The 15,104-nt window shown below is 62.2% G+C and carries 17 protein-coding genes; 16 read left to right on the top strand and 1 reads right to left on the bottom strand.

The genetic code is table 11. The features are described 5' to 3' along the window. The first annotated feature begins 16 nt into the window (after positions 1-16). The 9 genes from infC (at position 17) to AC56LY_RS10155 (ending at position 8,514) form a co-directional block, all read left to right on the top strand. A complete protein-coding gene (gene infC, locus AC56LY_RS10195) occupies positions 17-538 on the top strand; it encodes a translation initiation factor IF-3 (RefSeq protein WP_183553737.1) in 522 nt (173 codons plus the stop codon). Positions 539-827: 289 nt separating this feature from the next. Continuing rightward, the gene (rpmI, locus tag AC56LY_RS10190; RefSeq protein WP_183553079.1) at positions 828-1,025 is read left to right on the top strand and encodes a 50S ribosomal protein L35; all 198 of its coding nucleotides are present in this window, start codon (positions 828-830) and stop codon (positions 1,023-1,025) included. A gap of 20 nt (positions 1,026-1,045) precedes the next feature. Next, entirely contained in the window at positions 1,046-1,405 is a 360-nt protein-coding gene (rplT, locus tag AC56LY_RS10185; protein WP_183553077.1) for a 50S ribosomal protein L20, read from the top strand. Positions 1,406-1,542: 137 nt separating this feature from the next. Then, positions 1,543-2,556 carry a phenylalanine--tRNA ligase subunit alpha gene (gene pheS, locus AC56LY_RS10180; RefSeq protein ID WP_499578932.1) on the top strand — a complete coding sequence of 338 codons (1,014 nt, stop codon included), beginning with the start codon at positions 1,543-1,545 and terminating at the stop codon, positions 2,554-2,556. 23 nt (positions 2,557-2,579) lie between these two features. Further along, positions 2,580-5,006, top strand: a complete 2,427-nt coding sequence (gene pheT / locus AC56LY_RS10175; protein WP_499578930.1) for a phenylalanine--tRNA ligase subunit beta — start codon at positions 2,580-2,582, stop codon at positions 5,004-5,006. Positions 5,007-5,158: 152 nt separating this feature from the next. Further along, positions 5,159-5,527 carry an integration host factor subunit alpha gene (locus AC56LY_RS10170; protein ID WP_499582010.1) on the top strand — a complete coding sequence of 123 codons (369 nt, stop codon included), beginning with the start codon at positions 5,159-5,161 and terminating at the stop codon, positions 5,525-5,527. Between the two features lie 7 nt (positions 5,528-5,534). Continuing rightward, positions 5,535-5,942 (top strand): MerR family transcriptional regulator, encoded by a 408-nt coding sequence (locus AC56LY_RS10165; RefSeq protein WP_499582008.1) that lies wholly within the window; start codon positions 5,535-5,537, stop codon positions 5,940-5,942. Between the two features lie 247 nt (positions 5,943-6,189). Further along, a complete protein-coding gene (locus AC56LY_RS10160; RefSeq protein ID WP_091873377.1) occupies positions 6,190-6,822 on the top strand; it encodes a response regulator in 633 nt (210 codons plus the stop codon). Between the two features lie 201 nt (positions 6,823-7,023). Continuing rightward, on the top strand, positions 7,024-8,514 hold the full coding sequence (locus tag AC56LY_RS10155; protein WP_499578928.1) for a CHASE3 domain-containing protein: 1,491 nt from the start codon (positions 7,024-7,026) through the stop codon (positions 8,512-8,514). Positions 8,515-8,530: 16 nt separating this feature from the next. On the opposite strand, the gene AC56LY_RS10150 is transcribed toward AC56LY_RS10155, so the two are convergent. Next, on the bottom strand, positions 8,531-9,334 hold the full coding sequence (locus AC56LY_RS10150; RefSeq protein WP_482899143.1) for a Crp/Fnr family transcriptional regulator: 804 nt from the start codon (positions 9,332-9,334) through the stop codon (positions 8,531-8,533). Positions 9,335-9,623: 289 nt separating this feature from the next. Between AC56LY_RS10150 and AC56LY_RS10145 the strand changes: the two genes are divergently transcribed. From AC56LY_RS10145 to AC56LY_RS10115, 7 genes are all read left to right on the top strand, one after another. Then, positions 9,624-10,331, top strand: coding sequence for a response regulator transcription factor (locus tag AC56LY_RS10145; RefSeq protein WP_499578924.1), 708 nt, complete (start codon positions 9,624-9,626; stop codon positions 10,329-10,331). A gap of 13 nt (positions 10,332-10,344) precedes the next feature. Continuing rightward, positions 10,345-11,682, top strand: a complete 1,338-nt coding sequence (locus AC56LY_RS10140) for a sensor histidine kinase (protein WP_499578920.1) — start codon at positions 10,345-10,347, stop codon at positions 11,680-11,682. A gap of 126 nt (positions 11,683-11,808) precedes the next feature. Continuing rightward, positions 11,809-12,225 (top strand): type IV pilin protein, encoded by a 417-nt coding sequence (locus tag AC56LY_RS10135; protein WP_499578916.1) that lies wholly within the window; start codon positions 11,809-11,811, stop codon positions 12,223-12,225. Then, positions 12,222-12,845 carry a prepilin-type N-terminal cleavage/methylation domain-containing protein gene (locus tag AC56LY_RS10130; protein WP_499578913.1) on the top strand — a complete coding sequence of 208 codons (624 nt, stop codon included), beginning with the start codon at positions 12,222-12,224 and terminating at the stop codon, positions 12,843-12,845. The genes AC56LY_RS10135 and AC56LY_RS10130 overlap by 4 nt, the downstream gene beginning before the upstream one ends. Further along, the gene (locus tag AC56LY_RS10125; protein ID WP_499578912.1) at positions 12,842-13,306 is read left to right on the top strand and encodes a prepilin-type N-terminal cleavage/methylation domain-containing protein; all 465 of its coding nucleotides are present in this window, start codon (positions 12,842-12,844) and stop codon (positions 13,304-13,306) included. Before AC56LY_RS10130 ends, AC56LY_RS10125 begins: the two co-directional genes overlap by 4 nt. Next, positions 13,303-14,475 (top strand): PilW family protein, encoded by a 1,173-nt coding sequence (locus tag AC56LY_RS10120; RefSeq protein ID WP_499578909.1) that lies wholly within the window; start codon positions 13,303-13,305, stop codon positions 14,473-14,475. The genes AC56LY_RS10125 and AC56LY_RS10120 overlap by 4 nt, the downstream gene beginning before the upstream one ends. Next, on the top strand, positions 14,472-15,074 hold the full coding sequence (locus AC56LY_RS10115) for a pilus assembly PilX family protein (protein WP_499578905.1): 603 nt from the start codon (positions 14,472-14,474) through the stop codon (positions 15,072-15,074). The genes AC56LY_RS10120 and AC56LY_RS10115 overlap by 4 nt, the downstream gene beginning before the upstream one ends. The last annotated feature ends 30 nt before the right edge of the window (positions 15,075-15,104 follow it).

Genomic DNA, 15,104 nt, shown 5'->3' with positions numbered 1-15,104 from the left:
GTTCAAAGGAAACAACATAGCTACTGACAAGAATAATCGCATCAATGGCGAGATCACCCATCCCGAAATGCGTTTGAACGGCGTAGAGAACGAGCCATTGGGCATCGTTAGTCTCGCCGACGCGTTCCGTATGGCCGAAGAACTGAACGTCGACCTGGTCGAGATCGCGCCAAACGCGGTCCCGCCGGTCTGCCGCCTGATGGACTACGGCAAGTTCAAGTATTCGGAGCAAAAAAAGGCGCATGAGGCGAAGCTCAAGCAGAAGATCATCCAGGTCAAGGAAGTCAAATTCCGTCCGGGTACCGATGATGGCGACTACAACATCAAGTTGCGTAACCTCATCAAGTTCCTGGAAGAAGGCGACAAAGCCAAGATCACGCTGCGCTTCCGCGGTCGTGAAATGGCCCACCAGGATATCGGTATGCGTGTGCTCGAGCGCCTGCGCACGGATCTCGATGCAGTCGGTCAGGTGGAGCAGTTCCCGAAACTCGAAGGTCGCCAGATGATCATGGTGGTCGCGCCGAGGAAGAAGAAGTAATTCTTCGCCGGGAACATCCAGAGCCGGGTCCGCGTTGCAGACATTGTCTGCGGCCCGGTCCGGCTTTATTGCGTCCGTACGCCCGGTGTCGCTGGCTGGCAGTGTTTCTTGCTGTCGGCTATCGCAGCGCGTAGAAGCTGTGCTACAATCTTCGATTCCTGTTTGCGACAAGCAGGTTGTAGCAGGCTCTGAGTCGGCTGCAAAACAAGTGAAAGTAGGCATCTAAGAGCAGCGTCGCTGCCACCTGCAATCCTGTTACATATGAGACTGTCCGCGAGGGCAGATGACTATGCCAAAAATGAAAACCAAAAGCAGCGCGAAGAAACGTTTTCGCGTGCGTCCAGGTGGTACTGTGAAATCGGGTATGGCGTTCAAGCGTCACATCCTGACCAAGAAGACCACCAAGAACAAGCGCCAACTGCGCGGCACCCGCAACATCAATGCAGCAGACGTCACGTCCGTCTACCGCATGATGCCATCTGCTTAATCTCACACTAAGGAGCTACTATGCCTAGAGTTAAACGTGGGGTTACAGCACGTGCCCGTCATAAGAAGGTTCTTGACCTTGCCAAAGGTTACCGCGGTCGTCGCAGCAAGGTATATCGTGTTGCCAAGCAAGCAGTCATGCGCGCTGGCCAATACGCATACCGTGACCGTCGCAACAAGAAGCGCGTCTTCCGCGCACTGTGGATCACCCGTATCAACGCGGCATCGCGTTCGCACGGCATGACCTACAGCGTGTTCATGAACGGCCTGAAGAAGTCCGCAATTGAACTGGACCGTAAAGTCCTGGCCGACATGGCTGTGCATGACAAGCCGGCATTCGCCGCGATTGTCAGCGCCGTCAAGGCCAAGCTGGCTGCTTGATTCGTTAAGCTGCTAAGCAAGTTGGTGCCGCGCCCCTCACCGGGTGTGGCGCACAAAGAAGCGGGGCAAGGTTCACACCTGTGCCCCGTTTTTGATTCTGGCGTCTCCCGCCAACGAAAAACAGGAAAAGAACAAGCATGAACCTGGAAGAACTCGTCGTCGCGGCCCGTGCCGATTTCGCGGAGGCGCCAGACGCCGCCGCGCTTGAAAATGCGAAAGCCAAGTACCTGGGCAAGACCGGCCAGGTCACCGACCTGATGAAGGGTCTCGGCAAGCTCGATCCCGATGCGCGCAAGGCGCAGGGCGCCCTGATCAATGCCGCCAAAGAACAAATCGAACAGGCATTGACCGCGCGCCGCGATGCGCTCGCCGAGGCGCAGCTGCAGGCCCGTCTTTCCATGGAAGCCATCGACGTGACGCTGCCCGGCCGTGGTCGCTCGAAGGGTGGCATCCACCCGGTGATGCGCACCTGGGAGCGCGTCGAGCAGATCTTCCGCTCGATCGGTTTCGACGTGGCCGACGGCCCCGAGATCGAAAATGACTGGACCAACTTTACTGCACTGAACAGCCCCGAGAACCATCCGGCGCGTTCGATGCAGGACACTTTCTACATCGACGGCAACGACAGCACCGGCAAGCCGCTGCTGCTGCGCACGCACACGAGCCCGATGCAGGTGCGCTATGCACGCACGCACACGCCGCCGATCAAGGTCATCGCACCGGGGCGCACCTACCGCGTCGACAGCGACGCGACCCACTCGCCGATGTTCCACCAGGTCGAAGGCCTGTGGATCGGCGAAAACATCAGCTTTGCTGATCTGAAGGGCGTGTACCTGAACTTCGTCCAGGCCTTTTTCGAGACCGACGACCTGCAAGTGCGCTTCCGCCCGTCGTATTTCCCGTTTACCGAACCGTCGGCCGAGATCGACATCGCGTTCGGCTCCGGGCCGCTCAAGGGCCGCTGGCTCGAAGTCTCGGGCGCCGGCCAGGTGCACCCGACAGTGGTGCGCAACTTCGGGCTCGACCCGGAAAAATTCATCGGCTTCGCGTTCGGCTCCGGCCTCGAGCGCCTGACGATGCTGCGTTATGGAATCAGCGATTTGCGCCTGTTCTACGAAGGCGACCTGCGCTTCCTGAAGCAGTTCAATTAATTCGACGCTGAGGCACAAAGATTATGCAATTCTCTGAAAACTGGCTCCGCTCGATCGTCAATCCGCAGATCGACTCCGGCGCGCTGTCGCACCTGCTCACCATGTCGGGCCTCGAAGTGGAAGAGGTCGAAGCGGTCGCGCCGCCGTTCTCGAACGTCGTCGTGGCCGAGGTCAAGGAAGTGGTCAAGCACCCGAACGCTGACCGCCTGAACGTATGCCAGGTCGATGTCGGCACCGGCACCTTGCTCAATATCGTGTGCGGCGCGCCGAACGTGCGCGCGGGCATGAAAGCGATCTGCGCGAAAGCCGGCGCCGTGCTGCCGCCAGGCGCCGATGGCAAGCCGTTTGAAATCAAGGTTGGCCAGCTGCGCGGCGTCGAGTCGCAGGGCATGATGTGCTCAAGCAAAGAGCTGGGCATCTCCGAAGAAAGCAATGGCTTGATGGAACTGCCGGCCGATGCGCCGGTGGGCCAGAGCATTCGCGACTACCTGGGCCTGGACGACCTGAAGTTCACGATCAAGCTCACGCCGAACAAGGCTGATTGCCTGTCCGTGCTGGGGGTGGCGCGCGAAGTGGCAGCGCTGACCGGCGCACCTTTGACGCTCGAGCCGACCCGCACGGTGGCGGTCAACAGCGATGAAATTCTGCCTGTCAAAGTATCCGCGCCGGACCTGTGCGGCCGTTTCGCCGGCCGCGTGATCCGCGGCCTGAACGCGCGCGCCGCCACGCCTGAGTGGATGAAGCGCCGCCTGGAACGCAGCGGCCAGCGCTCGGTGTCGGCCTTGGTCGACATCTCCAACTACGTGATGCTCGAAGTCGGCCGTCCATCGCATGTGTTCGACCTGGCCAAGATCCACGGCAGCCTGGACGTGCGCTGGGGCAAGACTGGCGAGTCCCTCAAGCTCCTGAATGGCAACACCGTTGCCGTCGACGAGTGGGTCGGCGTGATCGCCGATGAACAGCAGCTTGAATCGCTGGCCGGCATCATGGGTGGCGACTCGACCGCCGTGTCGCTCGACACCACCGATATCTATCTGGAAGCAGCATTCTGGTGGCCGAACGCCATCCAGGGCCGTGCCCGTCGCTTCAATTTCTCGACCGATGCTGCGCACCGCTTCGAGCGTGGCGTCGACTACGCGACCGTGCCCGAGCACCTCGAGCGCATCACGGCGCTCCTGATCGACATCTGCGGCACGCCGGACAGCAAGGTCGGCCCGATTGACGACCAGATCGTCAACCTGCCGGTGCGTACGCCGGTCGTGCTGCGCACGGCGCGCGCCGCGCAAGTGATCGGCGTGCCGCTGACCGATGCCGTGATCGCGGACATCTTCACGCGCCTGCATTTGGGCTTCGTGCAGCAAGAGGGCGTGTTCCACGTGACGGCGCCAACCTACCGCTTCGACATCGAGATCGAGGAAGACCTGATCGAAGAAGTCGCGCGCGTCTATGGCTTCGAGAACATTCCGACCCGGCCGCCCACCGCGCCGAGCGCGATGCTGATCGAGCCGGAAAACACCCGCTCGCTGTTTGCGATCCGACACCAGTTGGCCGACCTGGGCTTTCAGGAAGTGGTCAACATGAGCTTCGTGGAGAGCACGTGGGAGCAGGATTTCGCCGGTAACCTTGAGCCGATCCGCCTGCAAAACCCGATCGCGAGCCAGCTCAGCGTGATGCGTTCGTCGCTGATCGGCAGCCTGGTCGCGAACGTGCGCTACAACATCAACCGCAAGGCCGGCCGCGTGCGCGCGTTCGAAGTCGGCGGTGTGTTCAAGCGCAATGCATCGGTCATGGATGGCCCGCTGACGGTCGCCGGTTACGACCAGCCAAAGCGCGTCGCCGCGATTGCCTACGGGCCTGCGCTCGACGAGCAATGGGACGTCGCCACACGCGCCGTCGATTTCTTCGACCTGAAAGCAGATCTGGAAGCGCTGTTTGCACCACGCCAGCTGCGTTTCGCGAAGGCGGAACATCCGGCGCTGCACCCGGGCCGCTCGGCCACCGTGATGCTGGACGATCAGCAGATCGGCGTGATTGGCGAGCTGCATCCGCGCTGGTTGCAAAAATATGATCTGCCACAAGCACCGGTCGTGTTTGAAGTTGACGCCGAGGCACTGCGCGGTCGCATCGTGCCGGTGTATAGCGAGATTTCGAAGTTCCCGGGCGCCACGCGTGACCTGGCGCTGGTAGTGAAACAGGACGTGCCAGCCCAGTCCGTGATAGACGCATTCACGGCTGAAATTGCAGTAAATCCTATGGGCAAGATCGTGCAAGCCGTTGTTTTGTTTGATGAATATCGCGGAAAGGGTCTGGAAGCGGATGAAAAAAGCCTTGCTTTCCGCTTTAGCTTGCAAGATACTCAATCGACACTGCAGGACGATGCGGTCGACGCCATCATGGCGGCGGTACTCGCCACTGCTTCAACCAAACTGAACGCGAAGCTGCGTGCATAATATGCATCTCCAGGCTGACAGCACACCGGTTACATACCGGGTTGCTGTCGCTGCGGCATCGTTAGACTTACGGGCAGGGCTTCAAAATTAACAATAACGACGTTGATTCGACCGTGTTCCAGGAAGCCCTCGTGGCCGACCTGGATCGTGCAATGCTGGTGGCGCGCGTGCGCAAAGAAGCGGAACAGTCATTGCCGACACTGACCAAGGCCGAGCTGGCCGAGCTGCTCTTCGAGCAGGTCGGACTCAACAAGCGCGAAGCCAAGGACATGGTCGAGACCTTCTTCGACGAGATCCGCAATGCACTCGAGCGCGGCGAAGCCGTGAAGCTCTCCGGCTTCGGCAATTTCCAGTTGCGCGACAAGCCGCAGCGGCCCGGCCGCAATCCGAAAACCGGGGAAGAAATCCCCATTACAGCGCGCCGCGTCGTGACGTTCCACGCCAGCCAGAAACTCAAGGCCATGGTGGAAGAAGCCGGGCCGGGTAATGCAGGCTCGGGTTCAATGGCACGCGCAGCCTGAATAGATGATGAACGACCGACCGATCAAGACCGAACCGACCGTGCTGCCGCCGATTCCCGCCAAGCGTTATTTCACGATTGGGGAAGTTAGTGAGCTGTGCGGCGTCAAACCGCACGTGTTGCGCTACTGGGAGCAGGAATTTACCCAGCTCAAGCCTGTCAAGCGTCGTGGCAACCGCCGTTATTACCAGCACCACGAAGTGCTGCTGATCCGCCGTATCCGCGAACTGCTGTATGAGCAAGGCTTCACCATCAGCGGTGCACGTAACCGTCTCGACCATCGCGCCGTCGTGGTAGCCGAGCTCGACGAAGAGCGCCTGCGCGATGCGCCACCGGCAATCGACGGCGACAAGTTGCGCGCCGGCTTGCTCGATATTCTCGACCTGCTCAAGCACGGATCGCCGCCAGCGCCGTAGTGCCGGCCATCACCTCATACCATCGGCAGGTTTGCCGCACAAGATTGCGCTGGTTCGCATGCGACCCCGCAGGCAGCGGGTCGTCGCCGGGTCAAGCGCCCACGTTTGATCACTCAGGCATTCGTACCGCTGTTGAAGGCAGGCCGGGGAGTGTTAAAATGTCACTCGCGCGATGCTGAATGACACGCATCAACCGGGCGGAGCAGATCCGGCACTTTCCTGCGCAAGGAAAATTTAAGGGAAGACAATGATACGCGTTGCCATTTGTGACGATCACCAGATAGTACGAGCAGGTTTCAAGCAGATTTTTTCGTCGTCGGGCGACTTTGAAGTCGTGGCCGAAGGCGCGACGGGCCGCGAGGCTCTCGATATCGCACGCCGCGAAATTTGCGATGTGCTGTTGCTCGATATCGCCATGCCCGACCAGAGTGGCATCGATATCCTGCGCACGATCCGTCAGGGCCAGCCCAATCTGCCCGTGCTGATCCTGTCGGGGTATCCGGCACAGCAATATGCGCTGAACCTGTTCAAGATGGGTGCGAACGGTTACCTGAACAAGGAATGCGAAGCGGATGAACTCAAGACAGCCGTGCGCACCGTATTCCAGGGCCGGCGTTATGTGTCGTCGACGGTGGGTGAGTTGCTGGCGCAAAGCTTCGATCGCGACCCGAACACGGCGCTGCACACCGAGCTGTCGGATCGCGAATTCCAGGTGTTCCTGCGTCTGGCAAAGGGTGCGACCGTGTCCGATATCGGCAATGCGTTGTCGCTGTCAATCAAGACGGTATCGACCTACCGTACCCGCATTATGGAAAAAATGGGCCTGCAGTCCAATTCGGACTTGACCTATTACGCAATGAAGAACAATCTGCTCGACTAAGAGCGCGACGGTTGTTCATATCGGATTTGTCCCACAACGCGCTTCGGCGCGTTTTGTCATTGGTGCATCACAACATGCCGATGCAGGGCGTGCATGAACGTCATATGCAACAAATAGTTACGTCAGGTCATTTTGCGGCGCAGCAACGCGTCCTTGCAGGTAAAATGCGAGGCCGCGTTGTCAGCGTGAAAGGATGTCTGGATGTACTTTTCAACCACCCTGGCCACACGCCCGGCCCGTAGTCTGCCGCTTCACAAGTCGTTGCTATGCCTGGTGTGCGTGGTGCTGCTTGTGGTCAACGGCGTATTCTTGCTGCGCAATCTCGACGATTTGCGCGCCGCCAATGCATTGCAAGCGCGGACCGCGCAAGTGTCGGACGAGCTGCAGCACCTCAATCTGATTGTCACCGATGCCGAAACGAGCCTGCGCGGCTATTTCCTGTCAAACGACGACGTCTATCTCGGTCCGCTGCGCGGTGCGCCAAAGCAAATCAACGCCCAGTTGCGCTCGCTGGGTGTGCTGCTCGCAGACAATCCATCTCAAGCAAAAAACCTGGCGCAACTTCAGGCTTTGATCCAGCGCAAGCTCGCCTTGTTGCACGAATCGCTCAACGTGTTCCGGCAGGGTGGGCTGGAAGACATCGTCGCCATCGCTGCCGCGCCGGATGACCGCGCCCAAATGGACGAGATCCGCCTGCAAGTGGTGATCATGACGCGCGAACAGAATGAACTGCTCAAGTCGCGCACGGCCGGCTTCTACCAGCAGTACCGTCACGCGGCGCTGTTTGGCGTCGGGATCAACGTCGCTGCGATCGTCGTCTTGCTGCTCTTTTACAAGTTGATTCAACGGTCGTTCGTCGCCCGTCTGGATGCCGAACATGCGCTGCAGCAAACCAACGATGGTCTGGAACACATTGTGGCCGAACGCACGGCGCAGTTGTCCGTGCTGTCGCGCCATCTGATCCGTGTGTCGGAAGAAGAAAAGTCTCGGCTGGCGCGTGAACTGCATGACGAAATGGGCGCGAACCTGACGGCAATCGGCATTGACCTGGCCACGGTCATCGAGCGCTTGCGCACGAGCGAGCCGGAACTGGCAGACAAACTCGGCCGCGCGCGCCGCACGCTGGTCGATACCGTCCAACTGAAACGGCGCATTATCGAGAATCTACGCCCGAGTCTGCTCGATAATATGGGCTTGTCGGCGGCGCTGCAGAGCTATTGCGCCGACTATGCGCGGGTGACGTCGCTCGACTGCGATGCGTTGATCGATGCCGAGGTCGATGCCGCTGGTCCTACTCAGGCCATCGCGCTGTTCCGCATCACGCAAGAAGCGCTGAACAACATCGCCAAGTATGCCAAGGCGCGCAATGTCATCGTCAATCTGACACGTGAACCGTCAGGGTGGGGGCTGGAGATTACCGATGATGGTATCGGCATTCCGCAGAGCAAGCTGGCCGGCACCAAGTCGCATGGCTTACTTGGCATGCGTGAGCGTGCTTTGCTGTTGGGCGGAACGCTGGTAGTGGAGCGGGGCGTGAATGGCGTCGGAACATGTGTTCGTGCCTTGATTCCGACGGCGGCGCCGGACGGTAATGCGATGGTGCCAGGTTCGTTCGCACCGCCGGCCCTGATGCAGACAACAGGAGCCGGTAAACAAGAATCGCTGCCACAGAGGGCAGCGAATCCGGGTTGACTACCAGTTCGACAGCTTAGCGTGCGACATCCGACAGCAGGCGGTCGTATTCCGACTTGGCGACCTTGTAGCATTCGCCGGCATAGTCTTCGAGGCCAGCACGATCGAGGACCGTGATGTTGCCGCGACGGTACTGGATCAGGCCTTCGTCCTGCAGCTTACCAGCGGCGGCAGTGATGCTCTCGCGGCGCACACCCAGCATGATCGAGATCAGTTCCTGGGTCACTTTCAGTTCGTTGCTTGCGGAACGGTCCAGACGGTCCAGCAACCAGCGGCACAGCTTCTGTTCGATCGAGCTGTGACGGCCACCGACGGCGTTCTGTGCCATCTGGGCGAACAGGGCGTTGGTGTAGCGCATCAGCAGTTGTGGCAGGGCGCCGCCGCGGTTGAAGGCGTCACGCAGGTACTGGGTACGCAGGCGGTAACCGTAACCGGCGCTTTGCACCACGGCCGAGCAGGTAGCGCGCTCACCCATGAACAGCGACACGCCAACTGCGCCTTCGTGACCGACAACAGCGATCTCAGTGGTAGCGCCGTCTTCCATCACATACAGCAGCGACACGATTGCGGTTGTCGGGAAATACACGTATTCCAGTTTGCTGCCATACTCGAACAGTTCTTTACCGAATGGCATGGCGACCAGTTCGAGATGGTCGAACATTTCTTCCAGATCCTGGCGTGGCAGTGCTGCCAGCAACTCATTCTGTTGCGTGCCGCTGTAGCTGACGATCGGTTTGACCTGGGACTTCAGTGCCTCACTCGTGGCAGGGTTCTGGCTTTTTGCTTTTTGTGTGATACCAGCAAGTTGAGTGTTGTTCATGTTATGTCCTCTTAGGTCAATCGTGCGTCAGGAGCGACTCAGGAGGCGTATGGTGCTTACCTCGTCGCGATGGGTGTACTTTACGTCTACCGTCTGTTGCCGCACATAAGACATGTAGTCGCCCCGGTGTAGGTTGCAAGCATCATCACGTGTCAGTCCAGTCCTACTGGGAGAAATGCCTGTTTTGCCCCAAAAAGGCGGTATATTTTGTTATGGAAACAAAAAATATCGCATAATTCGGGGTGCCGGCAGTGATGTTCACTGACCACAAAACAGGATATTCCTACAAATGGGGCTGCGTAACGGGCTACATATAGTGCTTGTCGAGGACGATGCGGTACTCGCCGACGGCCTTGTGCGCGCACTCAACGCGCAAGACATGACTGTGCACCTGGTGCGCGATGGCCTCGCCGCCGACGCCGCCCTGCAGCGATCCGACGCTGCCTCCGGTTCTCCTCCTCCTTTCGACGTCGCCGTACTCGATATCGGCCTGCCCGGTATCGACGGCTTCGAGGTCGTGCGTCGCCTGCGCGCACGCGGCGGCGCCATCCCCGTTCTTCTGCTGACGGCGCGCGACGCTGTGGAAGACCGCGTGCGCGGCCTGGAAACCGGCGCCGACGACTATCTGGTCAAACCTTTTGCCACTGCAGAGCTGGTTGCCCGCATCCGCGCGCTGGCGCGCCGCCATGCGCCACCATCGTCGGTCCTGACCCTCGGTCGCCTGAGCCTGGACAGCGCCACGCGGCGCGCGCGCATCGGCGAGGGTGCGATCGACCTGTCGGTGCGCGAATGGGGCGTACTTGACTATCTGCTGCAGCATGCCGGGCGCGTCGTCTCCAAGCAGCAGATCATCGACGCCATCCTGCCGTGGGGCGACGACGTGACGCCCAACGCCGTGGAAGTCTACGTATCGCGTCTGCGTCTGAAGCTCGACGGCGCCGGCGTGGCGATCCGCACCATCCGCGGCTTCGGCTACCTGCTCGAAGCGGCCGCATGACCCGGGCCGGCCGATGACCAGCATCCGCCTGCGCCTGCTGAAATGGCTGCTCGGGCCGATCCTGCTCGTCAATCTCGTGCTGGCCGCGCTGGTCGCGGGCCTGGCCTGGACGCCGGCCCAGGTTGCCTTCGACGCCGGCCTGATGGATACGGCGAGCGCCATCGCCGGGCGCGTGGCCGCCGGTGGCGCCGTCTCCCTGCCACCGGTTGCCGCCGCCGCGACGGCTGAGCGCGCCTGGTTCGTGGTACGCGACGTACAAGGCCGCTACCTCGCCGGGAGCCCGCACTTTCCCGTCCTGCGCCCCGGCGCGCCGGCCTACGATGCCGAGGTCGACGGCGAGCCGGTACGCGTCGTCGCGCTGGCCGTGGCCACGCCGACGGGCTTGCGTCACGTCGGCGTGGCGCGCACGCTGCGCCAGCGCCTCGACGTGCGTGCCGCCATCGTGCGCTCGCTCGTGGTGCTGGTCTCGCTGGGAACGATCACGCTGGTCGGTGTCGTCTGGCTATCGGTCGGTAATGGCTTGCGGCCACTGGCGCGCATCCGCGCCGAGCTGGCCAGGCGAGGGCCGGGCGACCTCGCGCCCATTCCCACCGACGGCGTGCCGTTCGAGATCGCGCCGGTCGTCAGTGGCTTCAACGACCTGCTCGATAAAGTCGAGACCGGCGCGCGGGCGCAGCGCGACTTTCTGGCCGATATGGCGCACCAGCTCCGCACGCCCCTGGCGGGCGTACAGCTCCAGCTCGAATGGCTGCACGCGCGCCATGCAGGCGACGCGGAGACGCTGCATTCCCTCGGCATGATGGGCGTGGCCAACGAGCGCATGATCCGCCAGGTCAACCAGTTGCTGGCACTGGCGCGCGCGAGGGAAGGGCGGCCCGGTGATCATGCCGGTCCGCTCGACCTGGCGCTGCTGGTGCAGGAATCGATCCAGTTCTTCGTCGACAAGGCGGCGCGCAAGGGGATCGACCTGGGCTTCGAACTGGCGCCGGCGCCGGTCACGGGCGACGCCTTCCAGCTGCGCGATCTGATCGACAACCTGGTCGACAATGCGCTGCGCTACACGCTTGACGGCGGGCAGGTGACGGTCGGCTGCGGGGTGGCTGATGGCGCGACGCAGTTTTCTGTGGTCGATTCCGGCCCTGGCATTCCCGCCGCGCGGCGCGCTGCCGTGTTTGAGCGCTTCGTGCGGCTCGATGACAAGTCCACGGGCAGCGGACTGGGCTTGGCAATCGTGCGCGATATCGCACTGGCGCACGGAGCCTCGGTGCAATTGGCCGATGCCGATGCCGAGGGCGGCGGCACGCGCGTCGTCGTCCGCTTCGGTGTCAAGCAAACGAACCCGCCCCGTTAAAAAAAGGGGCGAATCTGCGCACTTGTCAGGGTTTTGTCAGCCTTTCCTCAGGGAAATGACAGGAAGCCGGGTTATCATTCCTCCTGGAAACATCAGCGACGCACTGTCGCCCCCAGGAGAATTCCCATGCAGCAGCGTCCATCCGGCTTTACTCTCGTCGAACTCATGATCGTCGTGGCGATCATCGGCATCCTTGGTGCGATCGCCATGCCGTCCTACACCAGTTATGTGACGCGCGCACGCCTGGTCGAGGCGCACAGCGCGCTGGCGTCCACGCAGCCGAAGCTGGAGCAGTTCTGGTCCAATAACCGCACCTATGACAAGTTCGCTCAGGTGCCGGCCGCCACCGCCAATTTTACCTACAAGCTTGAGGACGCTGACGCCAGCGGCTACCTGCTGACGGCCACCGGCCGGGCTGCCGCTGCCAGCTTTGTCTATACGCTGGACGAATCCGGCAAGCGTGCCACCACCGGCGCGCCGGCCGGCTGGACAAAGAGCGACAACTGCTGGGTCGACCGGAAGGATGGCTCGTGCACCCAATGACCCGTTCAGGCGGCTGCGCGCGCCATGCCGGTTTCACACTGGTTGAAACCATGGTCGTGCTGGCCATCTTTGCCATCCTGATGGCGGTGGGCGTGCCGAACATGCGCAGCTGGCTCGGCGCCACGACCAGTACCGGCGCCGCCCAGTTCTATGCCGAGGGTTACACGCTGGCGCGCGGCCTGGCGCTGGCCAACAACGCACGCAGCCGACTGGTATTTACCGAGAATGCGCAAAGCGGCCAGCGCGACTGGCAGGCCGACGTCTGTTTTCCGACTGCGGGCGACGATTGCACGGCGGCCAGCACGCGCTGGTCGGACGTCGACAAGCCGGCGGCCGCGCCCGATGGCAGCGCCGTCAAGACCAGTTCGGTGTTTCGCAGCGCAGCGTCGCTGCCACGCGCCTCGGCGCTGACCGTGACACCCGACGGCGACGCCGACACGGCTTATTTCACCGCGCTGGGCTGGATCGATACGTCCAAGCCGTCGGTGACGCGGCTTGACCTGAAGCCGGCAGGTGGCGGCGACGCCTTTCCTGCCAGCGCCGTCGTCGTGACGCTGGCCGGGGCCGTCGTGACCTGCCGGCCCAACGCGAACGCGGGCGACTCGCGCAAGTGCCCATGATGCCGCGCCGTCCACCTTCCATCTGTCAAACGGCGCGCCGTCCCGGGCACGCCGGGCAACGCGGCGTCGCGCTGCTCGAAGCGCTGATCGCGATCCTGATCCTGGCCATCGGCCTGATTGGCACGCTGGGCCTGCAAGTCAATTCGCAGGCCGCGCTGGCCGAAGCGAGCATGCGCGCCGAAGCGACCATCGCAGCGAATGAACTGATCGGCGTGATGAATAACGACCTTGACCATCTGAGCGACTACGCGGTCGCCGCAAATGCCACCCCCGGCGCGCGCTTGCAGGACTGGCATGCAGCGCTGGCAAAGCACCTGCCCAATGCCAGCGTCATCGTGGCCGTCACGCCGGCCGCGGGCACGAAGCGCACCGCAGTGGCAGTGGAAATCCGCTGGCGCCGCAACGAGACGGCGCAGCAGAACCGGCACCGGATCGTCACCTACCTGTCGAGGTCGGCATGAGCATGCGCACACATCCCGCACTGCCACGGGCAGACGGATTCTCGCTGGTCGAACTGATGGTCAGTATCGTGATCGGCTTGCTGGCCGTGATGTTCGCGACCCGCATGATGACCGATTCCGAGAGCAACAAGGATGGTGCGCTGGGCGGCTCCGAATCGATGCAGAACGGGATGATGGCGATGTTCTCGATCAGCGCCGATGCCGAACAGGCCGGTTACGGACTGAATGACCCGATTCTGGCCGGGTGCGACACCATCTTCAATGACAGCAAGGCGTTCACGATGACGTCGGCCCTGCGCGGCGCCACGACCGTCTACCCGCTGGCGGCCGCCGTGATCGTTCATGGCAACGCCGGGCCGGACCAGCTCACGCTGTACTCTGGCAGCGCGACCAGCGGCACCGCCACCGTGCGCCTGACCACGAACTACAACGGCGGCAACCAGATTGCCCTGGACCGCACGCCCTACGGCTTTGCCGTCGGCGACGTGATCGTGGCGGCGCCCGAGGATAGCGTGGGCCAATGCGCGCTGGCGCAGATCTCGACACTGAATCAGGATACGCCATCGATCGGCTTTGCCAGCACGACCGATCGCTTCAACACGGGCGATCTGGGCCGCACCTTCCCCGGCAGCGCCACCCGCGTGTTCAATCTGGGGCGCGGGACCAACCTGCCGTTCCACACCTGGCTGGTGGAGGGCGGCGTGCTGCGCCTGCGCGCGACCAACCTCGGCAGCAGCGGCGCGACGGCCCAGGCCGTGGCCGACAATATCGTCTCCCTCAAAGCCCAGTACGGCTTCGACACGCGCGCCGTGGCCGCCTTCGATCCGGAGCTGGGCATGCAGGTACGGGAGTGGTCCAACACCATGATCGACGCCGACGGCGATGGCGTGAAAGGTGGCGCGGGCGACTACCAGCGCATTGCCGCGCTGCGCATTGCCGTGGTGGCGCGCAACAAGCGCCCCGAGCGTCCGGCCAGTGGCGGCGCCTGCACCACCACGACCGAAGCGCTTGAGGTGTTCAAGACGGACCAGCCAAGCGGCATCGATGCTGTTCCGGTCACGCTCGACCTGGGTGTCAAGGACGACCCGATCGACTGGAAATGCTATCGCTACCGCGCGTTCGAGTCCGTCGTGCCGCTGCGTAACGCGAGCTGGAGGCCTACCGCATGAAGTTCCGAATCGTTTCGCGCCGCCAGCGCGGCGTTGCCTTGCCGGTCATGCTGATCATGATGCTGGTCATGCTGGTGACCAGCATCTACCTGCTGCGTTCGAGCAATACCACGACGCTGGCCGCCTCCAACCTGGCCTATGACGCCACGCTCAGCCGTGCGGTCGACCTGGGCCTGCACACGGGGTTCCAGTGGCTGCGCGAGACCGCGATCGCCAAGCGTTCCGACCTGGACGCCGACAATGCCGGCAAGGGGTACGTCGCCAGCATGAGCGATACGGCCCTGAGTCCGCGCGACAGCGCATTCTGGAAGGGGAGCGTCGAGCTTGAGGATGCCGACGGCAACAAGATCAAGTACGTGATCCACCGCCTGTGCAAGGCGACCGGTCCGTTCAATAACCCCAAGCCGAAAAACAGCTGCGTCCAGACCGCCGCCAACACCGTCAAGCTCGGCACGACGGTCGCGATCGGCGAGAGCCTGGCGTCCGATGCGCCGGCATACGCCAGTTCGCCGCAGCTGCACTATGTCATTACTGCCCGCCTCGATGGTGCGCGCGGCGGTAACGTGATCAACCAGATGGTCGTGCTGATCGGCGCCTGACGGGCCCCAGGCATCGCCGTTCGAATGGAT

The organism is Telluria sp. ZT3P25, from assembly GCF_059685895.1.
Note: the sequence above shows the minus strand (reverse complement) of the source record. Positions and strands in the feature narration are given on the sequence as shown.

Excerpts from the sequence above, each read along its gene's own strand:
- rpmI (WP_183553079.1), top strand. The coding sequence starts at position 828 with ATGCCAAAAATGAAAACCAAAAGCAGCGCGAAGAAACGTTTTCGCGTG.
- rplT (WP_183553077.1), top strand. The coding sequence starts at position 1,046 with ATGCCTAGAGTTAAACGTGGGGTTACAGCACGTGCCCGTCATAAGAAG.
- pheS (WP_499578932.1), top strand. The coding sequence starts at position 1,543 with ATGAACCTGGAAGAACTCGTCGTCGCGGCCCGTGCCGATTTCGCGGAG.
- pheT (WP_499578930.1), top strand. The coding sequence starts at position 2,580 with ATGCAATTCTCTGAAAACTGGCTCCGCTCGATCGTCAATCCGCAGATC.
- AC56LY_RS10170 (WP_499582010.1), top strand. The coding sequence starts at position 5,159 with ATGCTGGTGGCGCGCGTGCGCAAAGAAGCGGAACAGTCATTGCCGACA.
- AC56LY_RS10165 (WP_499582008.1), top strand. The coding sequence starts at position 5,535 with ATGAACGACCGACCGATCAAGACCGAACCGACCGTGCTGCCGCCGATT.
- AC56LY_RS10160 (WP_091873377.1), top strand. The coding sequence starts at position 6,190 with ATGATACGCGTTGCCATTTGTGACGATCACCAGATAGTACGAGCAGGT.
- AC56LY_RS10155 (WP_499578928.1), top strand. The coding sequence starts at position 7,024 with ATGTACTTTTCAACCACCCTGGCCACACGCCCGGCCCGTAGTCTGCCG.
- AC56LY_RS10150 (WP_482899143.1), bottom strand. The coding sequence starts at position 9,334 with ATGAACAACACTCAACTTGCTGGTATCACACAAAAAGCAAAAAGCCAG.
- AC56LY_RS10145 (WP_499578924.1), top strand. The coding sequence starts at position 9,624 with ATGGGGCTGCGTAACGGGCTACATATAGTGCTTGTCGAGGACGATGCG.
- AC56LY_RS10140 (WP_499578920.1), top strand. The coding sequence starts at position 10,345 with ATGACCAGCATCCGCCTGCGCCTGCTGAAATGGCTGCTCGGGCCGATC.
- AC56LY_RS10135 (WP_499578916.1), top strand. The coding sequence starts at position 11,809 with ATGCAGCAGCGTCCATCCGGCTTTACTCTCGTCGAACTCATGATCGTC.
- AC56LY_RS10130 (WP_499578913.1), top strand. The coding sequence starts at position 12,222 with ATGACCCGTTCAGGCGGCTGCGCGCGCCATGCCGGTTTCACACTGGTT.
- AC56LY_RS10125 (WP_499578912.1), top strand. The coding sequence starts at position 12,842 with ATGATGCCGCGCCGTCCACCTTCCATCTGTCAAACGGCGCGCCGTCCC.
- AC56LY_RS10120 (WP_499578909.1), top strand. The coding sequence starts at position 13,303 with ATGAGCATGCGCACACATCCCGCACTGCCACGGGCAGACGGATTCTCG.
- AC56LY_RS10115 (WP_499578905.1), top strand. The coding sequence starts at position 14,472 with ATGAAGTTCCGAATCGTTTCGCGCCGCCAGCGCGGCGTTGCCTTGCCG.